The organism is Microbacterium sp. CIAB417, from assembly GCF_022788845.1.
Genome location: NZ_JAHZUT010000007.1, coordinates 85072 through 105537, shown reverse-complemented (window position 1 = coordinate 105537; position 20466 = coordinate 85072). Strand labels below are relative to the sequence as shown.

Genomic DNA, 20466 nt, shown 5'->3' with positions numbered 1-20466 from the left:
CATGAGCACCCCCACCCTGACCCCCGTCTACAGCTACACGAAGAGCAACGAGGCGTTCGCCCGGGCCGTGAAGGTCATCCCCGGCGGTGTCCCCGGCCACCTCGGCCCGTCCGAGGGCTGCTTCATTCCCCGATCGGCATATCCACTGTTCTCCGAGCGCGCCGAGGGCACCCGGTTCTGGGACGTCGACGGCAACGAGTACATCGACTACATGTGCGGCTACGGTCCCAACGTGCTCGGCTACGGCGACGCGGATGTGGCCGCCGCCGCCCAGGCGCAGGCGCGCAAGGAGGACGTCGTCTCGCTGCCGTCGACCACCATGATCGATCTGGCGGAGCTGCTGGTGGACACCGTCGCGAGCGCCGACTGGGCGTTCTTCGCGAAGAACGGCGGCGACACCACGACGCTGGCCATCATGACCGCCCGCGCCGCAACGGGCCGCCGGCGCATCGTCTTCATCGAGGGCTACTACCACGGCGTTGCGCCCTGGACGCAGAAGCTCGACTACCCCGGGGTCCTCGACACCGACGTGCAGGGCAACATCGAGGTGCCGTGGAACGACATCGAGGCCATGCGACTGGTGTTCACCGAGCACCGCGGCGAGATCGCCGCGCTCATCGCCCAGCCGTACAAGCACGGCAACTTCTTCGACAACGCCCTGCCCGCCCAGGGGTACTGGCAGGCGGTGCGGCGACTCTGCGACGAGCACGGCGTCGTGCTGATCGTCGACGACGTGCGGGCGGGCTGGCGACTGGATCTCGCCGGCAGCGACCACTTCTACGGCTTCGAGGCGGACCTCATCTGCTTCTGCAAGGCGATCGCGAACGGCTACAACATGTCGGCGCTGTGCGGCAAGGACAGCCTGCGCGACGCCGTGTCGAGCATCACCTACACGGGCAGCTATTGGATGAGCGCGGTGCCCTTCGCCGCCGGCATCGCCACGATCGAGAAGCTCAAGGCGATCGATGGCCCCGCCCTGTTCCGCGAGCTCGGAACGACGCTGACGACCGGGCTCACCGAGGTGGCGGCCTCGCACGGCCGGACGCTCGTCGCCTCCGGCGAGCCGGCTCTGTTCTACCTGCGTCTCGCCGACGACGAGTCGCTCATGCTCCATCAGCGGTGGATCGCCGAGTGCGTGCAGCGCGGCGCTTTCTTCAGCTCCCACCACAACCACTTCATCAACGCGGCCCTCACGAGCGCCGACATCACACGGACGCTCGAGATCGCCGACGAGGCGTTCCGCGCGATCGAGGCATGACCGCGCTGCCGGCACTGCGCAGGCGTGGTGCGGCCGTCGGCGCCGCCTACGCGGCGCAGGGCCTCGGCTACGCCACGATCGTCACCGCTCTGCCGACGATCAAGGACCGCGTCGACATCGGCGACGACGCGGTCTCGATCCTCCTGCTCGCCACCTGCCTGGCCGCCGCTGTCGGATCCGTCCTCGCCGACGTGATCGCCGTGCGGGCCGGCAGCAGGCTCGCCCTCGCGTCAGGGCTCGCGGCTCAGGCGGTCGGGCTGCTCTTCGTCAGCTTCACCGCATCCCTGCCGGTGCTGATCGTCGCGATCGTGCTCTACGGGGTGGGCCTCGGCGCGGTCGATGCGTCGTCGAACATGCAGGGCTCGCTCCTGCAGCGCCACCACGAGCGCCCGGTGTTCGGTCGGCTCTACGCCGGGTACACGGGCGCTGCGATCGTGGCGACCGGGGTCACCGCGGCGGTGCTGGCCACCGGCGCCCCTGCCGGTCTGACGCTCGTCATCGCGGCCGTGGCGCAGGTGGTGATCGCCGGGTGGGGCCTCGGAGCCTTCGATCCCACGCGTGCGGCCCACGAGGTCGATGACTCCGCCGCATCCCGCCCTGCCCTGCCGCGCCGAGCGATCTGGGCGGTCGGCGCGATCGTCTTCGCGGCGTTCGTGGTGGACTCCGCCGTCGCGAGCTGGAGCACGATCTACCTCACCGACGGTCTGCGTGCCGACCCGGGCGTCACGCCCCTCGGGTACGGGGCGTACCTCGTCGCGATGCTGGCGGCGCGACTGGGCACCGACCCGCTCGTGCGACGGATCGGACGGATGCGGCTGGGCATCGCCGCGGTCGTCGTGGCCGTGGCGGGCGCCGTGCTGGTGGCGGCAGCTCCGTTTGTTCCGGCGGCGATCGTCGGCTTCGCGGCGATGGGCGTGGCGTCGGGGGCGCTCGTGCCGATCGCGTTCAGCCGTGCCGGCGAGCTGCTTCCCGAACGCAGCGACGAGGTGATCGCGCGCGTGAACCTCTTCAACTACGCGGGCGCCGTCGCCGGAGCCGTCGCGCTCGGACTCATCGCGGCCGGGCCGTCGCTCGGCCCCGCCTTCCTCGTGCCCGCCGTCATCCTCGCCGCACTCTCGCCCCTGCTGCGCACGCTCCGCCGCCACTGACCCCCGCCAGTTCGGTCTCCCACCCCTGCTCGCCTGTCACAGATCGACGCGCCGCGCTCCTTCTGTGGCAGGTGAGCGTGGAGGTTCGGTGCTTGCCTGTCACAGATCGACGCCGACGGCTCGATCTGTGACAGGCGAGCGTGGCGGGCCAACGCGGTCGGTGTCGGCGGGCGAACGCGGTCGGTGTCAGCGGGCGAGGGCGGCGCGGATGCGGGCCATCGTCTCCAGGGTGAGGCGAGTGCGCTCCTGATCCTCGGCCGCGGCGGTCCCGCCCGCCTCGACGAGCGCCACGAACCGCTCCACCTCGCCGCGCAGCGAGTGCCGCTCGTCGGGGATCTCGATGACCTCCCGGTCGCCGTCGACGGCGTGGCGCACCACGCGGCGAGGGCTGACGAGGTCGTCGATCGAGAGGGTCGCCTGCTCCCCCTCGATCTCGCTCGGACGCCCGGCATTCGTGATCTTGGAATATGAGACGTCCACGACGAGACCCGGGTAGCCGAACAGAGCGACACCCGCGCCGTCCGCACCGCTCGCGATCGGCACGTCGAGCGCCTGCACCCTCTCCGGACGACCGAACAACAGCACGGCCGCGTGCACGGGGTAGACGCCGAGATCGGCGAGGGCACCGCCGCCCATCGCGGGATCGAAGATGTTGACCCGGCGTCCGGCCAGCACGTCGTCGTAACGGGAGGAGCGCTTGCCGTAGTGCAGGGATGCGCGCCGCAGCACGCCGAGCGTCGGGAGCAGGTCGTGCACGACACCGATGCCCGGGTCGTAGGCGAGCCGCATCCCCTCCATGAGGATGAGACCGCGCGCCATCGCCTCTCGGGTGAGGGCGACCCACTCCTGTTCGGAGGAGACGGCCGGCTTCTCGACGAAGACGTGCGTGCCGGCGGCGAGCGCGGCGCGGATCTGGTGCGCGTGAACCGAGTTGGGCGAGCCGACGTACACCGCGTCGATCGCGGGGTCGGCGAGCACCGCATCCAGATCGGATGCGGCGTGCGGCGCGCCGATGCGCCGGGCGATCTCGGCAGCGCGCTCCACGTCGCGCGAGGTCGCCGTGTGCAGTGTGATGCCGTCGACCTGGGCGACGGCACGCGCGAAGGCCTCGGTGATGATGCTGGAGCCGATCGTGGCGACGTTGATCATCGCACCAGCGTAGGCGGGAGCACGAGGGCGATGACGCTCAGGCGAGCGCAAGCGCGCGGTGCACGGACGCGACGGCGCTGGATCCCTCGCCGACCGCTGCAGCCACCCGCTTCATGGATCCGCGTCGCACGTCGCCGGCGGCGAAGAGCCGGGGCAGCGAGGTCTCGAACGGCAGCGGTTCGCGTCCCAGCTGCTGCCAGCGGGAGATCGACTGCACGGTGACGTCGGTGCCGGTGCGCAGGAAACCGTGGTCGTCGCGGTCGAGCGATCCGAGCCAGGATGTGGCGGGCTCGGCACCGATGAAGCAGAACAGCCCCCGCGCGTCGACGTCGCCGACGGTGTCGATCCGCACGCTCTCGAGCACGTCGTCGCCGTCCAGCGCCGTCACGTTCGCGGCCGTGTGGATGCGGACCCCGGGACTCTCCAGCAGCCGGTCGACGAGGTAGCTCGACATCCGCTGACGCAGATCCGTCCCGCGCACCACGAGGTGCACCGGGCAGCCGTTGCCGGAGAGGTAGAGGGCGGCTTGACCTGCGGAGTTCGCGCCGCCGACCACGACGGAGGGCGCACCTGAGATCTGGTGCAATTCGAGCGGGGTCGCGGCGTAGTAGATGCTGGATCCTTCGAACCGCGACCAGCCCTCGATGTTCAGGCGGCGGTAGGCGGCCCCCGAGGTGACGATGGCGGTGCGGGTGCGGATGAGGCGGCCGTCGGCGAGGGTGACCTCGAGCCCTTCGGGCACCTCGGCGATCGCGACGGCTTCGCACGGGGCGTAGACGCGCACCCCGAACTTGAGCGCCTGCAGCGTGGCCTGCCCGATGAGCTGTCCGCCGCTCACCCCGAACGGGAAGCCCAGGAAGTTCTCGATGCGAGAGGTCGCGGCGGCCTGACCGCCCGGCGCGACAGCGTCGAGCAGGACCGTGTTCAGCCCCTCCGACGCGCCATAGATCGCGGCGGCGAGACCGGCAGGACCGCCGCCGATCACGACAAGGTCCACCGCCGCATCCGTCTCGGCCTGGTAGCTGAGCCCCAGCCGGTCCGCGACGACGCCCGGCGTCGCCCGGGCGATCGGCTCCCCCTGCAGGTAGGCGATCGGCAGATCCTCGACCCGCACGCCGTGCTGCGTGGCGTGCACGCCCAGGTCGTCCGCATCCACCTCGACGGCCGTGTGCACGAGGTCGAGCCGCTCGGCGAAGCGGTCGAGGGCGAGGAACTCGCGCGATCCGCGCAGACCGACGAACTTGAGCGTGAGGGCGGCGGGGCCGGTCCGTAAGGACTCCCGTCTGTCCCAGAGGGCGTGCAGGATCAGATCGCAGAGCTCGTCGTCCTCCGCCATCAGCCGGCGCAGCTGCGCGCGCGGCACGCGCAGGATGCGACCGGGCTCGGCCACACGCGCGGAGAGGAAGGCCCCCTGCCCGTTGAGCAGGCTCAGCTCCCCCGCGAACGTGCGCGCACCCATGCGGGTGAGCACCACCTCGTCGACCCAGCCCAGCCCATCGCGGATGATCTCAATCTCGGCGGTGTCGACGAGGATCATGTCGTAGTCGTGATCGCCGGAGCGGAACACGTAGTCTCCGGCGGCGACCTCCTCGGGCGTGCCGTACGAGCACAGCCGCTCCCACTGGGCGTCGGTCAGGTCGGAAGGACGAGTCGGCGCGGCGACGGTCTCGTGGCTCATACGCGGGATTTTCCTCGCCGGCCGCCTCCGCCACAACTCGGCCGGCGCGTCACCCGCGCTCGGGGCCCATGAGCGGGCGCAGCGCCCGCGTGAGGGCGGCGATGTCGGCACGATCCGACCCCGCCAGCACCTCGGCCTCCCGCCTCACGAGCTCCGTCATGGCTGCGTCGACGACCCTGATGCCCTCCTCGGTCAGCAGGATGTAGACGCTCCGTCCGTCGGACGGGTTCCGCTTTCGCAGCACGAGCCCCCGCGTCGACAGATTCGCCAGCCGATGCGACATCGTCGCGCTCGTGATCATGGTCCGCTCGATCAGCTGCGCGGGGCTCAGCCGGTGCGGCGGATCGGCCCGGCGCAACGCGGCAAGCACGTCGAACTCCCATGAGGCGAGGCCCGCCGTCGCGAATGCGGCCGCCCGCAGGCGATCCAGGCGGATGGCCGCACGCCGCAGTCTCGACATCACATCGAGCGGGGTGAGGTCGATGTCGGGCAGGCGCCTGCCCCACGCGTCGATCAGCAGATCGACCTCGTCGTCTCGACGGTCATCGCTCACACGACGACGGTAGCGTGCGCGAGCACCGCTCAGGCGGATACCGCATGCCGCACGGCGGGTGCGAGGATCGAAGCGGCGACCCACCGGCGGACGGAGCACCCCATGACCTCGTACAACGACCACGTGATCGCCGAGTTCCGGCGGCACGGGGGTCGGGTGGAGAACTTCGGCGACGCCCTCATCCTGCTGCACCACATCGGCGCCCGGAGCGGCCTCGAGCGCATCTCCCCCCTCATGGCGCTGCCGGACGGAAACGATGCCTGGCTGATCGCCGCGTCGAAGGCGGGAGCACCGGACAACCCGGCCTGGTTCCACAATCTCCGCGCACATCCCGACGTGACGATCGAGACGCCGTCGGGCGAAGTGCCGGTCACAGCGCGGGTGCTGGAGCCGCCGGAGAGGGATGCGGCGTGGCAGCGCTTCCTCGAGGCGAGCCCCGGCTTCGGCGACTACGAGCGTCGCACGACGCGCACCATCCCGGTCGTCCGTCTGGAACGCCGATGACTCATCAGAGGGGAGTCGACGTCCCCGACGCGCGCGGACGCACGGGTCTCGACCGCGCAGGGCTCGATCTGGACGGCAATCCCCGGGTGCGGGTGCGCGAGGTGCGCGTGCTCACCTCGAACTGGTTCGTGACGCGCACGACGACCTTCGACTTCCAACATTCGGACGGCACGTGGACCACCGAGCACCGGGAGACGTACGACCGCGGCGACGGAGCCTGCATCCTGCTCTACGACGCCGAGGCGCGCACCGTGCTGCTGACGCGTCAGTTCCGCTACCCGGTCTACGTCAACCGGCATCCCGACGGCATGCTCATCGAGGCCGCCGCAGGCCTGCTCGACGACGACGCTCCCGAGGCCGCCATCCGACGGGAGGCCGAGGAGGAGACCGGGCGTCCGGTCGGCGACGTGGAGCATGTCTTCGACGTCTACATGAGCCCCGGCTCGGTCACCGAACGGCTGCATTTCTTCGCCGCGCCCTACCGCCGCGGTGATGTGGTGTCGGGCGCACGGGCGGGACTCGCGGACGAGGGCGAGGACATCGAAGTGCTCGAGCTCGGCTTCGACGACGCTCTCGAACGCATCGGCGTCGACATCGTCGACGCGAAGACGATCATGCTCCTGCAATGGGCGGCGCTGCGCGGCCCGTTCTCACCGGCCCGGAGCGCCCGACCGTGACGACGCGGCTGCTGCTGCTCTCCGACACGCACATCCCGGCGCGTGGGCGCGCCCTCCCGGATGCGGTGCGTCGGCTCGCGGACGAGGCCGATCTGATTGTGCACGCCGGCGACTGGGTGGTCGCGTCCGTCCTGGACGACCTCGCGCAGCACGGCGAGGTCGTCGGCGTCTACGGCAACAACGACGGAGCCGACCTCCGAGCGCGACTGCCGCTTGTGGCGCACCGTCGGATCGAGGGTGCGCGCGTGAGCGTGGTGCACGAGACGGGGGACGCACGTTCCCGGGAGCGTCGGATGGATGCGGCGTACCCCGGGACCGATCTGCTCGTGTTCGGGCACAGCCACATCCCGTGGGACACTCTCACGCCCGGAGGGATGCGCCTGCTGAATCCGGGCTCACCGACCGACCGGCGCCGTCAGCCGCACCACACCTGCATGACCGTCACGATCGACGACACGGACATCCAGGCGACGCTCGTCGAGCTCTGATCTGCGCACTCACCGCTCGTCTTCCGGCGGAGCAGCGACCAGATCGAGGGCGGCTCGCCCGCGGTGCGCTCGGGAATGACGGGCTCGGTCTCCGGATGCTCGGCGATGTACCGCCGCGCATCTTCGAGCGACATCACCCGGTCGGTGACCTGGTCGCCATTGCGCCCCGACCTGTAGCAGGCCGGAGAGAACGTCACGGACGCCTCCAAGTAAGCCGGAACGCACGTGCCCCGCGGCCCTCGGTCGCGGGGCACCTGCGCGCGGAGATACCACTGCCGCTCTTCGACTGCGACGATCGATGGGTGCCCGCCCCCGCTTCCCCCGCGCGCTCGCGGATCGTCTTCGCTCCGGACAGCTTCAAAGGCTCGATCGATGCGACGAGCGCCGCCAGTGCCCTGGCCGAAGGATGGCGGAGCGTCCGCGCCCACGATGAGCTGCTGCTGCGTCCGATGGCGGACGGCGGCGAAGGCACGCTGGATGCGTTCGCCGCCGCCATCCCGGACGCGCGGCGCATGCCCGTCGCCGTCACCGGGCCGACCGGGCGACCGATCTGCTCCTCCTGGCTGATGCTGCCGGGCGATCCGCCCCGCACCGCCGTGGTCGAGCTGGCGTGCACCTCGGGCATCGAGCTCGTCGGCGCCGACGAGACGGTCGACCCGCTGGCCACGCACACGCTCGGGTTCGGCGAAGCCATTCGCGCTGCGCTCGCGGCGGGAGCCACCCGCCTACTGCTCGGCATCGGTGGCAGCGTCTCCAGTGACGGCGGGGCCGGGGTGCTGACCGCGCTGGGTGCGGTCGTCCGCGATGCTCAGGGCCGCCCCGTCCCCTCCGGCGCAGCCGGACTCGCGCGCGCCGCATCCTTCGATGCGACACAGCTCATCCCTCCGCCGGCGGACGGCGTCCTCGTGCTCTCCGACGTGCGCGCGCCGCTGCTCGGACGCGATGGTGCCGCTCACGTGTTCGGCCCCCAGAAGGGAGCCGATCCTGGACAGGTCGAAGAGATCGAGGCCGCGCTGACGCGGTGGGCACGGATCGTCGGCGTGGCCCCGGAGGTCCCGGGAGCGGGCGCGGCCGGTGGATGCGGCTTCGGCCTGCTGGTCTGGGGTGCACAGCTCGCTTCGGGCGCGGACACGGTCGCCGAGAGGATCGGACTCGACACCGCTCTCGTGGATGCGGGGCGGGTGATCACGGGCGAGGGGTCCTACGACTCTCAGTCGCTGCTGGGCAAGGCGCCCGGTGTGGTCCGCACCTATGCCGAGGCCCGGGGCGTGCCGGTGAGCGTCGTCGCGGGCCGCTTCGGCGTGCCCGCCGGGGTAGATGACCTCTCGCTGGTCGAAATGGCCGGCTCACCCGCGGCGGCGCTGGCGGATCCGCGACGATGGCTCCGCGAGGCGGGCGCCCGGCTCGCGCGCACGCACTCGGGCCGCGATAGCGTGTAGGGACGGTACAGCGAGGCGAGGAGTGCATGATGAGCCTTCGCGCGCGACTGCGTCGGCGGGTCGAGCAGGACCTTCGCAGCGCCAGGGTGCTCATCGACGGCGACGCAGAGGCTCTCATCACCGGCATCCGGCGCGTCATCGGACCAGACCAGCTCGTGCTGCCCGGCGTCGGCGACCGCCTCGCTGACCTCGGCGTCGTCATCATCGACCGCAAGGCGCACGGTTCGACCCTGCACCGTGCGCAGGAGTTCTTCTCCCGTATCGACGCACAGCTCGTCGAGGACGCGCCGCGGATCTGCCTCATCGTCGGCGGCGCGAACTCGGTGGCGCCGCGCACCCTGGCACGTCTGCTGAGCGCCGAGGTCGTCCATCAGATCGTGGTCAGCACCGCACCCTCCCTGGCGACCACGCGTGACCGGGCCGACCGCCGACGCCTGCGCGCGCTGGGGTGGCTCGGAATCGACATCCTGCGGCTCGGTCGCGTCTAGGCGGCGCCGCGCCAACCGCAAGGAATGCGCAAGATTTGCGCAAGATCCGCAATTCCCGCTGAAGATTAGGGCCGTTCCAGCCGAATTCCCCACGACGCCGTCCACAGCTGAGACCGCTCTCGTAGCGTAGCTCCGGCAGCATTCCGCTGCTCTCGGTGAGCGCCCCGTCACCCGAAGGCGTGGGCGCTCACCGCTCCCTCGGCAGGAGACAAGATGGGGAAGACTCCTGCGCTTCCGAGCGCACGCAAGCGGCAGTGGGGATCTGAACGACGCCGCGCGCCGCTGCCTACCCTCCACCCGCGTCCCTCGGCCGCGAAGATCGTCTGGGCGCGCGTCGCCATCGCGATCACGGTCGCCGGCTGGGCCGCATACATGCTCACCACCGCGCTGCGACAGATCTTCGCCTACGACGGCGAGAACATCTGGCCCACCGTCGAGGCCTGCATCTACGCCCTCGTCATCACGGCGCTGAGCTTCTCGGCGCTCATGTTCCTCGTGCAGCGGGAGGCCGCGCTCAGACGGTTCCGCGATCACGAGCGAGTTCCGCGCGCGGAGCTCGACCGCCACTTCGACGACGAGCACGGCGAGGGGATGACGGTCCTCATCCCCTCGTATGCCGAGGAGCCCTCGGTCATCCGCAAGACCATGTGGTCGGCGGCGTTGCAGGAGTATCCCTCGCTGCGAGTCGTGCTGCTGCTCGATGACCCCCCGTTCCCCACGGATCCGCACACGCTCGCCCGCCTGGAGGCGACGCGCCAGATCGCCCTGGGAATCGCGGAGGACCTGGCCGAACCCTCGTACCGCTTCATAGAAGCGCTGTTCGACTTCGAGCAACGCGCCGCGACGAGCGGCGTCGGCGAGGCGGAGATCCTCTCCCTGCGTGACGAGTATCGCTACGCGGTCGCCTGGCTGAACGACATGGCGGACTCCGAACCGCACGAGGACCACGTCGACACCTTCTTCATCGACCAGGTGGTCCGCGGGCTCGCCGACGACCTGGATCTCACCGCATCCGCGCTCGAGTCCGCGGCCGAATCCGGCACCGAGCTCTCGCACCAGCGACTGCACGAGCTGCACCGACGCCTGGTGTGGATCTTCTCGGTGGATGTGGGCACGTTCGAGCGCAAGCGCTACGCCTCGCTGTCCAGCGAGGCGAACAAGGCGATGAACCTCAACGCCTACATCGGCCTGATGGGCGGTCGCTACCGGTTCGTGGAAGGCCCGGGCCGAAAGACCGCGCTGCGCCTGGTCGCCGGTGCCGGGCAGGAGGCGGATCTGGTCATCCCCAATTCGGACTACCTGCTCACCCTCGACGCGGACTCGCTCCTGCTGCGCGACTACTGCCTACGTCTGGTCTACTTCCTCGAGCAGCCCGGCAACGAGCGCGTCGCCGTCACGCAGACGCCGTACTCCTCCTTCCGCGGCGCCCCGACGCGCATCGAACGTCTGGCGGGCGCGACGACCGACATCCAGCACATCCTCCACCAGGGCATGTCGGGCTACGACGCCACCTTCTGGGTCGGCGCCAACGCCGTGATCCGCATGGAGGCGATGGACGACATCATGCAGATCGACAAGGTCGACGGTTTCGAGGTGCGTCGCTACGTGCAGGACCGCACGGTGATCGAGGACACGGAGTCCTCGGTAGACCTCGCCGATCACAACTGGACGCTCGTGAACTACCCCGAGCGACTCAGCTACTCGGCCACACCGCCCGACTTCGGCTCCCTCGTGGTGCAGCGCCGACGCTGGGCGAACGGCGGCCTGCTCATCCTGCCGACGTTCCTGCGTCAGGTGCGCGCCCGCCGACGCAGTTCGCGGCCGGTGCGCCTGGGCGAGTGGATGATCCGCGTGAACTACATGGCCTCGCTCGCGTGGGCCAGCTTCGCACTGCTTTTCCTGCTGACCTTCCCGTTCGACAGCGACCTGCTGAGCCCGCTCGTCCTGGTCGCGGCAGCACCGTACTTCCTCTGCCAAGCGAGCGATCTGAAGTACTCCGGCTACCGGTACCTCGACATCCTTCGCATCTACGGCTTCAATCTGATTCTGCTTCCGGTCAACCTCGCCGGCGTGCTGAAGTCGATCGAGCAAGGCCTGACCGGACGCAAGATCCCGTTCGCCCGCACCCCGAAGGTGCGCGAGCGGACCGCGACGACCCTGCTCTATGTCCTGGCACCCTGGGCGATCGTCGCGTTCTCGATCTTCACCGCCTGGTGGAGCTTCAACGCACAGAACTGGGGCACGTTCTTCTTCGGCACCCTCAACGCGGTCTGCGCCCTCTGGGCGTGCATCGAGAACATCGGCGTGCGCAACTCGCTCGTGGATGTCTGGATGGGGCTGACCAACTGGATGTGGGTTCCCGTGTCCGCTGAGCCTGCGGGTCGTGCCGCCCCGGGTGAGCCCGGCTTCGATTGGGAGGACGCCCTGTTCCACGGCTACCCCGCAGCCGGCGTTCCGGTCCGTCGCGCGGCTCGCCCCGCCGCATCCGTCCCGGCCCAGGCGGCACCGTCGCGCGCGCTCGAAGCGAGAAGTGCGTCGGGCCCCGGCGCATGAACGCGCGCGTCGCCTACACCGCACCGCCCGCTCCCGGCCCGTATGACGGCAAACGCCTGTCACCCTGGCGGATAGCGCTCGGGGTGCTCATCCTCGTCGCCATCGTCGCCGGTTCGCTCTTCGGCTACCGCCTGCTGGTCGTGGACCAGGTGCGTGCGGTCACGGGGGCTGCCTGGTTCGCGCCGTACGTCGACGTCACCACCACGCCGTTCTTCGCGTTCGAGAAGCCCGAGAACGATGCCGACCGGGACGTCGTCCTCTCGTTCGTGGTGGCCGCCGCGGCGGATTCGTGCACGCCGTCCTGGGGCGGTTACTACGACCTCGATGAAGCGGCTCGCGATGTGGATCTCGATCGCCGCATCGCACGGCTGCGCGAGAGCGGCGGCGATGTCGTCCTCTCCTTCGGCGGAGCGTCCGGCACCGAGCTCGCAGGTGCGTGCACCGACGAAGAGGCTCTCGGACAGGCGTATCGAAGCGTCATCGACCGCTACGACGTCTCGACGATCGATCTCGATATCGAAGGGGCGAACCTCGAGGACCCGGTGTCGGGTCTGCGACGGGCTGTCGCGATCGCCGACCTGCAGCGCGAGCGACGGGCGGCGGGCGACGAGCTCGCCGTGTGGCTCACGCTGCCGGTCGCACCCGACGGGCTGACCGCTCCCGCGCGCAGGGCCATCGCGCAGATGCTGGAGTCCGGCGTGGATCTGACCGGGGTGAACGTCATGACGATGGACTACGGCGTGGATCGCGGCACGCAGACCATGGCCGAGACCGCCATCGATGCGCTCCGCGCCACGCACACGCAGCTCGGCGCGCTCTACGAGGACGCCGGGACGCCGCTGACCGCCCCGACGCTCTGGGGCAAGCTGGCCGCGACGCCCATGATCGGCCAGAACGACGTGGCCGGTGAGGTCTTCACCCTCGACGACGCGGCGGCGCTGAACGCCTTCGCGCAGCAGCAGCGGATGTCACGGCTGTCGATGTGGTCGCTGAACCGTGACCGCACCTGCGGCACGAACTACGCCGACACCTCGGTCGTCTCCAACGACTGCAGCGGCATCGATCAGCAGGACGCGACGTTCGCCGAGACCCTCCAGCCGGGGTTCGAGGCGGCGCCCGACGAGTCGGCGGGGCGCCGCACGACGCCGGAGCCGGTTCCCTCCACGACGGACGATCCGGCGACGAGTCCGTATCCGATCTGGACCGAGACCAACACGTACCTGTCGGGTGCGAAGGTGGTCTGGCGGCAGAACGTCTACGAGGCGAAGTGGTGGACGCGCGGCGACGATCCGGACAATCCGCTGGCGGATGCGGATTCCTGGCCGTGGCGTCTGATCGGTCCCGTGCTACCCGGAGAGACCCCCTACCCGCAGCCCACGCTGCCGGCGGGCACCTACCCGGACTGGGACCCTGCGGCGACGTACACCGAAGGTCAGCGCGTGATGTTCCAGCAGGTCCCTTACGAGGCCAAGTACTGGACGCGCGGCGACAGTCCCGCAGCCCAGGCCACGGATGCGGACGGCTCACCGTGGCAGCCGCTGACGATCGCACAGCTCGAGCAGATCATCCAGGGCGGCCCCTGACGCGCTGTCGCGTCAACCCCCGCCGGCGAGGACGCAAGAGGACGTAGCGTGCCGGCATCCGCTGGATCCGATCGAGAGGAGACCACGATGTCGAACAACACCTTCCCGCCCCCGGTGCCGCTCCCCGGGGACGGCGAGTCGGACCAAGAGCCGACGCGCGAGGTGGACGGCGAAGAGGTGCTGGACGAGGACCTCGACGACGACCAGGTCGACAGCGCCGACGCCGACCGCATCGCCTCCCAGGAGGGCGACGCGAGCTGAGCCGGAGCCCGGGGTGCCCGCCGCGGACGGCGCGGGGAGCCTGGGCTCCGCCGCCGCCATCAGTCCGCGTGCTCCGGCGGCCAGACGACGGAGAACCGCTCGAACACGATCTCGTCGTCCTCCGACCAGACGGCGCCGCGCGCGGCACTGACCCGCTCCCAGTACCGGCGGTGCTCGCGCTGCCAGCTCTCGAGCGAGCCGTCATCCTCGCCCTCGTCTCTGGCGAAGGATGCGTCGGCGCTGGTGAAGGGACCGAGGCGCAGCTCGGTGCTGCGGATCACGATGCGCGGAGCGCCCGTGCTGTCGCAGGCGATCCAGTGCGAGCCGATGCGAGGAACCGCGTCACCGCGCGCCAGGAAGTCCGCGACGAGCTCGGCGGTGGCGCGCTTGCGTCCCGACAGGACGATGTCGAGGAGCTCGTCGGCCAGACGCGCCGAGTCGCCGAAGTGCTCGACGGTGTACTCGGGTGAGGCGCTGACGGCCTCGGGGTGGGCGGCGCGGTACTCCTCCCACATCCGTTCGGCGGCGGCGACATCTCGGGTGAGGGCGATCGAGGAACGGGAGGATTCGGACATCCGTCGATTCTCCCAGCTCGGTGAAACGGGCAGTGCCCCGGGGCGACGAACGTCACCCCGGGGCACTGCCTGCTCATCCGTTACAGCTCGGAGCGGCGCGCCCGCGCGCGCAGCCGGAGCATCGCCAGGATGCCGAGGCCGAGCATCGCGGCGCCGAACAGCGACGCGGACATCATCGGCGTCGTGTCCTGACCCGTCGCGGCCAGCGCACCCGCGGCAGCACGTACGGTGACGGGCAGCTCAGCGAGGATGCGGTCGCCATCGCGCAGTTGGATGTGGTGCTCCCCCGGCGTGATGTCCGCGGGGATCGTCACGGTCGCACGGAGCGCGCCGTCGGTCACATCGACCGTGGCGAGCGCGCGATACGTGCTCGCGATGCCGATCTCCACATTCGCGACATCGAGTCCCTGCGCCGTCACCGTCACCGACTCACCCGCACGCACATCCGTACGCGACAGAACCGCGGTCACGTCGGAGTCGCCGGGCTCACCGGGCTCACCCGGGTTGCCGGGCTCACCGGGCTCACCCGGCTCACCGGGCTCACCAGGCTCACCCGGGTTACCGGGCTCGGTTCCCTGTTCAGCCATGAAGGTCCAGTTGTCGACCTCCATGAGCTTCGAGTCCGTGCCGCCCTCGGGCTCCGCGAAGACGAAGAACACATCGTGCTCCCCGGTCGCGCCGGTGACGTCAGCCTTCACGGTGGTCCACTCGCCCACGGTTCCCTCGACGGCGATCTCGCCGACGACGGGGCCGTCGACCTCGTCGAGCCGGACCTGGATCGACGCGCCCTCCACGAGCGGCTTGACGCGGGCCGAGACCGAGGCGGCCCCGTCACCGAAGTCGACCCCCGAGATTCCGGCGAAGTCGCCGTCGTCGATGGAGCTCAGCGCCATGTTGCCGCTGCCGTTGTGCTCGGGGAACTCGACCGACGCCGCATCCGTCGCGACCGTTTTCAGCCCGAGCTGCCATGCCAGCGTCTCTGCCTCGAAGGTGCGGTACGGGTCGAACGCCTCGACCTGCTCGACGCCTGCGCGGGTTCCCTGGACGGGCTTGATGGTGCCGTCCGCGTTGAACTCGAGCTTGTCGATGTGCACCGAGCGGTAGCCCTGGGTCGATCCCGGGGTTCCGAGCGCCGCAGCCCACGCCGCGCCTCGCGTCTGAGCGTGGTACGTGAAGTACGTCTCGCCCTTGAACGTGAACATGTCGGAGTGGTTGTTGCCGCCGTTACCCGCGCCGAAGAAGTTCGACTGGTTCTGGAAGGCGACACCCGCGTACTTGGACGCCGGCAGGTTCATCGGGTCGTCGGTCATCATGTAGGCGATCGCTCCGGTGGGTGGGTAGACCCCCTCCTGCGGACGCACCTGGAAGTTCGACGAGTACGAGTAGTAGTACGTGTCGCCGCGCTTGAACATGCTCGAGGCCTCGAACATGCCGGGGCCGTCGATCTCCACAGGGTCGCCGTCGAGCGTCACCATGTCGTCCTTCAGCTTCACGACGCGCGTCGACTTCGGGTTCTGCGGACCCTGGACGTTGCTGCCCGAGCCGATCTGCGAGTTGCCGCCGAAGTACAGGTACGCCTGTCCGTCGTCGTCGATGAAGACCTCGGGGTCGAACAGCCACATCCCCGCGGGGAATCCACCACCGGCGATGTACTCGGGCGAGACGGTGTCGGGGATGATCTTCTTGCCGACCGGGTCGGTCCAGGGCCCGAGGGGCGATCCACCCACGACGACGGCCGTGCCGGTACCGCTGTCGCAGAAGTAGAGGTAGACCTTGCCGTCCTTCTCGATCGCCGCCGGAGCCCACGAGTTGCGCGCCCAGGGAGCTGCGCCGCCCTCACGAGCGATCGGAACCGCGCCGTGGTCGACCCAGTTGACCATGTCGGAGGTCGACATGACGTTCAGACGCGTGATCGCACCGTAGCCATTGGACTGCGTCGGCAGACCGTTGGCGTCCTTGGTGTTCGCCTCGTACTGCTGGGTGTCATCCGTCGAATAGATGTAAAGGCGGCCGTTGTAGATCAGGTGGTGCGGGTCGGCGCCGAACTTGTGGCCGACGAGCGGGTTGTGGTCGCCGACGGGCTTGGTCTGCACCTCTTCCAGGCTTCCGTAGGTCGGGGTCGCCGGGGCGTCCGCAACCTTGATGAGCGACACGTCGTCGATCTGGAAGTCCTGCAGCGCACTCGATCCCCACGGCGTCTCCACGAACAGCCAGTCCGCGGAAGCGTGGTTGGCCCCTGCCGTGAACTCCTTGGAGAGGGTGCCCCACTCGCCGCGCGTGTAGGTCTGACCGTTGTCGACGCAGCCGTTGAAGTTGCTCGGGCAGAACGTGAAGTTGAACTGCTGGGTCGGCTCACCCTCGGTGTACTTCAGCTTGCCGCCGAGGCGGTAGGTGGCGCCGGCTTCGAGCTTGCCCGTCACCGAGGCGAAGGGACCCGACTGGGTGTTGGTGCGGCCCGTGACCTTGAGGGAGTGCGCGCCGCTGGCCGCGTCATCGCTCAGGGCGAGCGTGCCGGAGCGAACCGCTGTCCATCCCGTGAACCCGTCCACGAACCGGCCATCGGGAAGCAGGTTACCGGCGACGGCCGGCGGCTCGGTCACCACGGGGGCGCCGGGGTCGGTGCCGCCTGCCGCGGTCAGGGAGACATCGTCGATGACGAAGCTCTGCACGTTCGTGTTCCACGGCGTCTCGACGAACATGATGTCGTAGGTGGAGATCGCCGGGGTGAAGGTCTTCTCCAGGACCTTCCACTGACCCGCCGTGACCGTGGCGCTGGTCACGACATCGCACTGACTGCGCGAGCTCGTGCACAGCACGACGTTGAAGTTCTGGGTGGCCGCGCCCGCGTCGAACTTCACCGCGAGCGACAGATCGTAGCTCTTCGCAGAGTCCAGGAGGCCGGTGACGGTGGCGGTCGGGCCGGACTGGAACGTGGTGCGACCGCTGATGGCGAGCGACTTGCTCCCCGACTTCGCGTCGCTGCTCTCGGCGAGCGTCCCGCCGAGGGGCGCGGTCCAGCCGCTGATCCCGGCTTCGAACGTGCCGTTCGCGATCAGCGGGGTGGATGCCGCGTGGGCCGCGGGAATCGCGACCGCTGAGGACAGCGCGAGCGCGCCGATTCCCAGCAGCGCGCCGAGTGTCCGTGGCCCGCGTGCGAGTGCACGGTGAGGGGTGCGTAGGGGTGGTCTCACGTCTTGTCTCCTTTGAGTTCGAGTGCCACCAGCGCCTCATCTGCGAAAGCGCCGCTCCCGTCGATCAGTCGCCGGCCTCACCGGCCACGAACCCGGTTCCAACGCAGGGAGCCACCTCGCTCACTGCACCCTGTCCGCGCACGGGAGGCCGCGGGACGCCGTCACCTTCGCACGCAGGCTTGTCGCCGCTGCGAGGGGCCGACTCACCCTGCGTCGTCGGCGTCTGGTCGGCGGCGAGAACGCGAGGATGGGGAACCGTTCGTGATGTTACCGGTACCATTAGCGCTAACACAATGGCCTCGCATAACAAACTTTCAGTTTCGAACGATTTTCGACGGCCTGCCCCTCCGGCACGGCAGCCTCAAAACGCCTGCGCTCGCAAGCCGCGGCGCACCGCCGGGGCGCTGCAACCGCCGCTGGGCTGATCCTCGTCAGCGACGGGGCGCGGTCGTCGGGTCGGCGAGGATCGGCGCGAAGGCGAGCTCGGCGGGCCCGATGAGCATGAGTCGCGAGCGCAGCCGGGAACGCTCGAGGCGGACGACGCGCCCCTCCGCGCCCAACGGATGCAGGCGCACCGCCGCCGACAGCCGCTCCCTGCTGACGGAGAGCAGCGAGCCCAGGTAGCCCGAGAGCACCACGAGCTCGGGGCTGAAGGCGTTGACGAAGTTGGTCAGAGCGATCGAGAGCACGTCGACCTGCCGGGCGACCTCCGCCATGACCTTCGGGTCGCGTGCGACCCCCAGTTCGACATCCAACTCGTCCTCGTCGAGTCGTCGGCGTCCCAGCAGCGGTTCGATGAGGCTGAGATCCACCTCCGCCTCCAGGCATCCCCGCCGACCGCAGACACACTTGATGCCGCCGGGGTTGACGACCGTGTGACCAAGCTCGCCGGCATACCCGGACGTGCCCCGCAGCAGCGTGCCGTCCATGATCACGCCGCCACCGATCCCGCGCAGCGAGCCGCCGAGGTAGAGCAGATTGCGCACCCCGCGCGCGACGCCGAACCGCGTCTCCACCAGCGCACCGATGCTGGCGTCGTTGCCCGCCGTGACGTGCATACCGAGCTTGTCGGACATCCGGGCCGCGATGGGTTCGTGCCGCCACTGCAGGGTCGGTGCCACGAGCACCGATCCGCGGGCATCCACCAGGCCCGGCACCGCGAGCCCCACACCGACCACGCGGTAGTGCCGATCGATGTCGGCTCGCATCACGTTGATGAGATCGACGGCGAGCTGCACGAAACGGCGCGGGCTGACGGGGCGGGCGGTGTCGTGATGGAGGCGGGCGTGCACCGTGCCGCCGAGTCCGATGAGTGCGACCGTGACGCCGTCCGCATCCACACCGACGCTGATCGCCGAGACCGCGTCGTCGACCTGCAACTCAGAGATGGGCCGGCCCGCCTTGCCGGTCGAGGGGACCGCCGGCAGCTCCCGCACGAGAGCCGCATCCATCAGCTCCGAGACCAGGCCCGTGATCGTGGAGCGGTTGAGCCCCGTCTGGGCACTGAGCTGCGCGCGCGAGAGGGTGCCGTTCAGCCGAAGCTCCGAGAGCACAGCCACGAGGTTCTGCCGGCGGACCGCGTCATTCGTGGTTCCACCCCCCGCGGAGCCCGCGGGGGGTGGAAGATCAGGCCCCGTCGCGACGGTCACCGCAGTCACCCGGCAATTCTGGCACGGCGTCCGGCGGCTGCCCGGCGCGGGGCGCGGCGCTCACGCGCCGCCGCTGCGTCGCTTGTTGAAGATGTCGAACGCGACCGCCAGCAGCAGCACGATGCCCTTGATCGCCATCTGCCATGCCGCATCCACGCTGAGGATCGACAGACCCATGTTGAGCACGCCCATCACGAGACCACCGATCACGGCGCCGACGACCGTGCCGATACCGCCCTGGACCGCCGCCCCGCCGATGAAGACGGCGGCGATCGCATCCAGCTCGTAGTTCTGACCGGCAGAGGCGACCGCGCTGCCGGCACGGGCCGTACTCACCACGGCCGCGAGGCCCGCGAGCACACCCATGTTGACGAAGATGAAGAAGTTGACCCACCTCGTCTTCACACCGCTCATGACGGCGGCGAACAGGTTGCCGCCCATCGCGTAGATGTGCCGGCCGAACACCGTGCGGTTGAGCACGAACGTGTAGGCGAGCACGAGCACCGCGAGGATGATGAGGACGATCGGCGTTCCGTTGTAGGTGGCGAGCGTCCATGCCGTCGCCATGATCGCCACGACCGCGACGGCGTTCTTCAGCCAGAACGACCACGCGACCTCCCGCGGCAGCTCCATCCGGCGCAGCGTGGCGCGCGTGCGCAGCTGCTGGGCCACGAGTGCGACCGACGCCAGCAGGCCGAGCACGAGGGTGAGCGCGTCGCGGTCGGCGACGTAGCCGAACACGGGCGGCAGCCACCCGGCGCCGATCGAGGTGAACCCGTCGGGGAGTCCGCTGATCGTGCCGCCGGTGAGCAGCACCAGCGTGAGTCCGCGGAACAGGAGCATGCCGGCCAGGGTCACGATGAACGCCGGTATCCCGACGAAGGCCACCCAGAACCCCTGCCATGCACCGACGACCGCCCCGACGACGAGGGAGAGGATGACAGCCGCCCACCACGGCAGTCCCCAGTTGTTCATGGAGATCGCCGCGATGGCACCCACCATCGCCACGACCGAGCCCACGGACAGATCGATGTGACCGGCGATGATCACCATCACCATGCCGATCGCGAGGATCAGGACGTAGGCGTTCTGCTGGATGAGGTTATTGACGTTGCCGGGCATCAGGAGGCGGCCACCTGTCATCACCTGGAACAGCACGATGATGATGACGAGGGCGGCCAGGATGCCGTACTGACGGAAGTTGATCCGGGCGAGCAGACCCCGCCTCTTCTTCGGCGGGGTGTCCACCGTCTGCGTCGACGCAGTAGCCAT

Annotated in this window: 17 protein-coding genes; 10 read left to right on the top strand and 7 right to left on the bottom strand. The window is 69.7% G+C overall.

Annotation, left to right across the window (positions count from 1 at the left end):
- Position 1 precedes the first annotated feature (1 nt).
- Together KYX17_RS25530 and KYX17_RS25525 are read left to right on the top strand one after the other, a co-directional pair.
- Positions 2–1258, top strand: a complete 1257-nt coding sequence (locus KYX17_RS25530; RefSeq protein WP_243231127.1) for an aminotransferase class III-fold pyridoxal phosphate-dependent enzyme — start codon at positions 2–4, stop codon at positions 1256–1258.
- Complete coding sequence (locus KYX17_RS25525) at positions 1255–2406, top strand: MFS transporter (protein ID WP_243231123.1); 1152 nt, start codon at positions 1255–1257, stop codon at positions 2404–2406. The genes KYX17_RS25530 and KYX17_RS25525 overlap by 4 nt, the downstream gene beginning before the upstream one ends.
- Positions 2407–2592: 186 nt before the next feature.
- Here KYX17_RS25525 and KYX17_RS25520 read toward each other — a convergent pair whose 3' ends face one another.
- From KYX17_RS25520 to KYX17_RS25510, 3 genes are read right to left on the bottom strand one after another with little or no spacing between them, the layout of a single operon-like run.
- Positions 2593–3555, bottom strand: coding sequence for a Gfo/Idh/MocA family protein (locus KYX17_RS25520; protein ID WP_243231122.1), 963 nt, complete (start codon positions 3553–3555; stop codon positions 2593–2595).
- Positions 3556–3592: 37 nt separating this feature from the next.
- Complete coding sequence (locus tag KYX17_RS25515; RefSeq protein WP_243231113.1) at positions 3593–5233, bottom strand: cyclic nucleotide-binding domain-containing thioredoxin-disulfide reductase; 1641 nt, start codon at positions 5231–5233, stop codon at positions 3593–3595.
- A 49-nt stretch (positions 5234–5282) separates the two neighbouring features.
- Entirely contained in the window at positions 5283–5786 is a 504-nt protein-coding gene (locus tag KYX17_RS25510; protein ID WP_243231110.1) for a MarR family winged helix-turn-helix transcriptional regulator, read from the bottom strand.
- A 102-nt stretch (positions 5787–5888) separates the two neighbouring features.
- On the opposite strand from KYX17_RS25510, the gene KYX17_RS25505 reads away from it, so the two are divergent.
- The 8 genes from KYX17_RS25505 to KYX17_RS25470 all read left to right on the top strand — a co-directional run bounded on the left by KYX17_RS25505 (position 5889) and on the right by KYX17_RS25470 (position 13779).
- Complete coding sequence (locus KYX17_RS25505) at positions 5889–6290, top strand: nitroreductase/quinone reductase family protein (protein ID WP_243231108.1); 402 nt, start codon at positions 5889–5891, stop codon at positions 6288–6290.
- Positions 6287–6967 (top strand): NUDIX domain-containing protein, encoded by a 681-nt coding sequence (locus tag KYX17_RS25500; RefSeq protein WP_243231106.1) that lies wholly within the window; start codon positions 6287–6289, stop codon positions 6965–6967. The genes KYX17_RS25505 and KYX17_RS25500 overlap by 4 nt, the downstream gene beginning before the upstream one ends.
- A complete protein-coding gene (locus tag KYX17_RS25495; protein WP_243231105.1) occupies positions 6964–7455 on the top strand; it encodes a metallophosphoesterase in 492 nt (163 codons plus the stop codon). The genes KYX17_RS25500 and KYX17_RS25495 overlap by 4 nt, the downstream gene beginning before the upstream one ends.
- A gap of 302 nt (positions 7456–7757) precedes the next feature.
- Positions 7758–8894 carry a glycerate kinase gene (locus tag KYX17_RS25490; RefSeq protein ID WP_243231102.1) on the top strand — a complete coding sequence of 379 codons (1137 nt, stop codon included), beginning with the start codon at positions 7758–7760 and terminating at the stop codon, positions 8892–8894.
- A gap of 29 nt (positions 8895–8923) precedes the next feature.
- The gene (locus tag KYX17_RS25485) at positions 8924–9382 is read left to right on the top strand and encodes a hypothetical protein (RefSeq protein ID WP_243231100.1); all 459 of its coding nucleotides are present in this window, start codon (positions 8924–8926) and stop codon (positions 9380–9382) included.
- Between the two features lie 213 nt (positions 9383–9595).
- Positions 9596–11935 (top strand): glycosyltransferase family 2 protein, encoded by a 2340-nt coding sequence (locus KYX17_RS25480; protein ID WP_243231099.1) that lies wholly within the window; start codon positions 9596–9598, stop codon positions 11933–11935.
- A complete protein-coding gene (locus KYX17_RS25475; RefSeq protein WP_243231097.1) occupies positions 11932–13518 on the top strand; it encodes a chitinase in 1587 nt (528 codons plus the stop codon). The genes KYX17_RS25480 and KYX17_RS25475 overlap by 4 nt, the downstream gene beginning before the upstream one ends.
- Positions 13519–13605: 87 nt before the next feature.
- Positions 13606–13779: a hypothetical protein gene (locus tag KYX17_RS25470; protein ID WP_243231095.1), complete on the top strand. Its 174-nt coding sequence runs from the start codon at positions 13606–13608 to the stop codon at positions 13777–13779.
- 59 nt (positions 13780–13838) lie between these two features.
- Here the strand turns inward: KYX17_RS25470 and KYX17_RS25465 are convergent, their stop codons facing one another.
- From KYX17_RS25465 to mmsB, 4 genes are all read right to left on the bottom strand, one after another.
- Entirely contained in the window at positions 13839–14354 is a 516-nt protein-coding gene (locus KYX17_RS25465) for an ASCH domain-containing protein (protein ID WP_243231092.1), read from the bottom strand.
- A gap of 80 nt (positions 14355–14434) precedes the next feature.
- Positions 14435–17545 (bottom strand): carbohydrate binding domain-containing protein, encoded by a 3111-nt coding sequence (locus KYX17_RS25460; RefSeq protein WP_243231089.1) that lies wholly within the window; start codon positions 17543–17545, stop codon positions 14435–14437.
- 431 nt (positions 17546–17976) lie between these two features.
- On the bottom strand, positions 17977–19104 hold the full coding sequence (locus KYX17_RS25455) for an ROK family protein (RefSeq protein WP_243231072.1): 1128 nt from the start codon (positions 19102–19104) through the stop codon (positions 17977–17979).
- Between the two features lie 150 nt (positions 19105–19254).
- Positions 19255–20466 (bottom strand): multiple monosaccharide ABC transporter permease, encoded by a 1212-nt coding sequence (gene mmsB / locus KYX17_RS25450; RefSeq protein ID WP_243231071.1) that lies wholly within the window; start codon positions 20464–20466, stop codon positions 19255–19257.

What these genes read in the sequence shown, in the direction of transcription:
- KYX17_RS25515 (WP_243231113.1), bottom strand. Translation starts at nt 5,233, where the DNA reads ATGAGCCACGAGACCGTCGCCGCGCCGACTCGTCCTTCCGACCTGACC.
- mmsB (WP_243231071.1), bottom strand. Translation starts at nt 20,466, where the DNA reads ATGGCTACTGCGTCGACGCAGACGGTGGACACCCCGCCGAAGAAGAGG.
- KYX17_RS25470 (WP_243231095.1), top strand. Translation starts at nt 13,606, where the DNA reads ATGTCGAACAACACCTTCCCGCCCCCGGTGCCGCTCCCCGGGGACGGC.
- KYX17_RS25485 (WP_243231100.1), top strand. Translation starts at nt 8,924, where the DNA reads ATGAGCCTTCGCGCGCGACTGCGTCGGCGGGTCGAGCAGGACCTTCGC.
- KYX17_RS25500 (WP_243231106.1), top strand. Translation starts at nt 6,287, where the DNA reads ATGACTCATCAGAGGGGAGTCGACGTCCCCGACGCGCGCGGACGCACG.
- KYX17_RS25480 (WP_243231099.1), top strand. Translation starts at nt 9,596, where the DNA reads ATGGGGAAGACTCCTGCGCTTCCGAGCGCACGCAAGCGGCAGTGGGGA.
- KYX17_RS25525 (WP_243231123.1), top strand. Translation starts at nt 1,255, where the DNA reads ATGACCGCGCTGCCGGCACTGCGCAGGCGTGGTGCGGCCGTCGGCGCC.
- KYX17_RS25520 (WP_243231122.1), bottom strand. Translation starts at nt 3,555, where the DNA reads ATGATCAACGTCGCCACGATCGGCTCCAGCATCATCACCGAGGCCTTC.
- KYX17_RS25530 (WP_243231127.1), top strand. Translation starts at nt 2, where the DNA reads ATGAGCACCCCCACCCTGACCCCCGTCTACAGCTACACGAAGAGCAAC.
- KYX17_RS25475 (WP_243231097.1), top strand. Translation starts at nt 11,932, where the DNA reads ATGAACGCGCGCGTCGCCTACACCGCACCGCCCGCTCCCGGCCCGTAT.
- KYX17_RS25465 (WP_243231092.1), bottom strand. Translation starts at nt 14,354, where the DNA reads ATGTCCGAATCCTCCCGTTCCTCGATCGCCCTCACCCGAGATGTCGCC.
- KYX17_RS25505 (WP_243231108.1), top strand. Translation starts at nt 5,889, where the DNA reads ATGACCTCGTACAACGACCACGTGATCGCCGAGTTCCGGCGGCACGGG.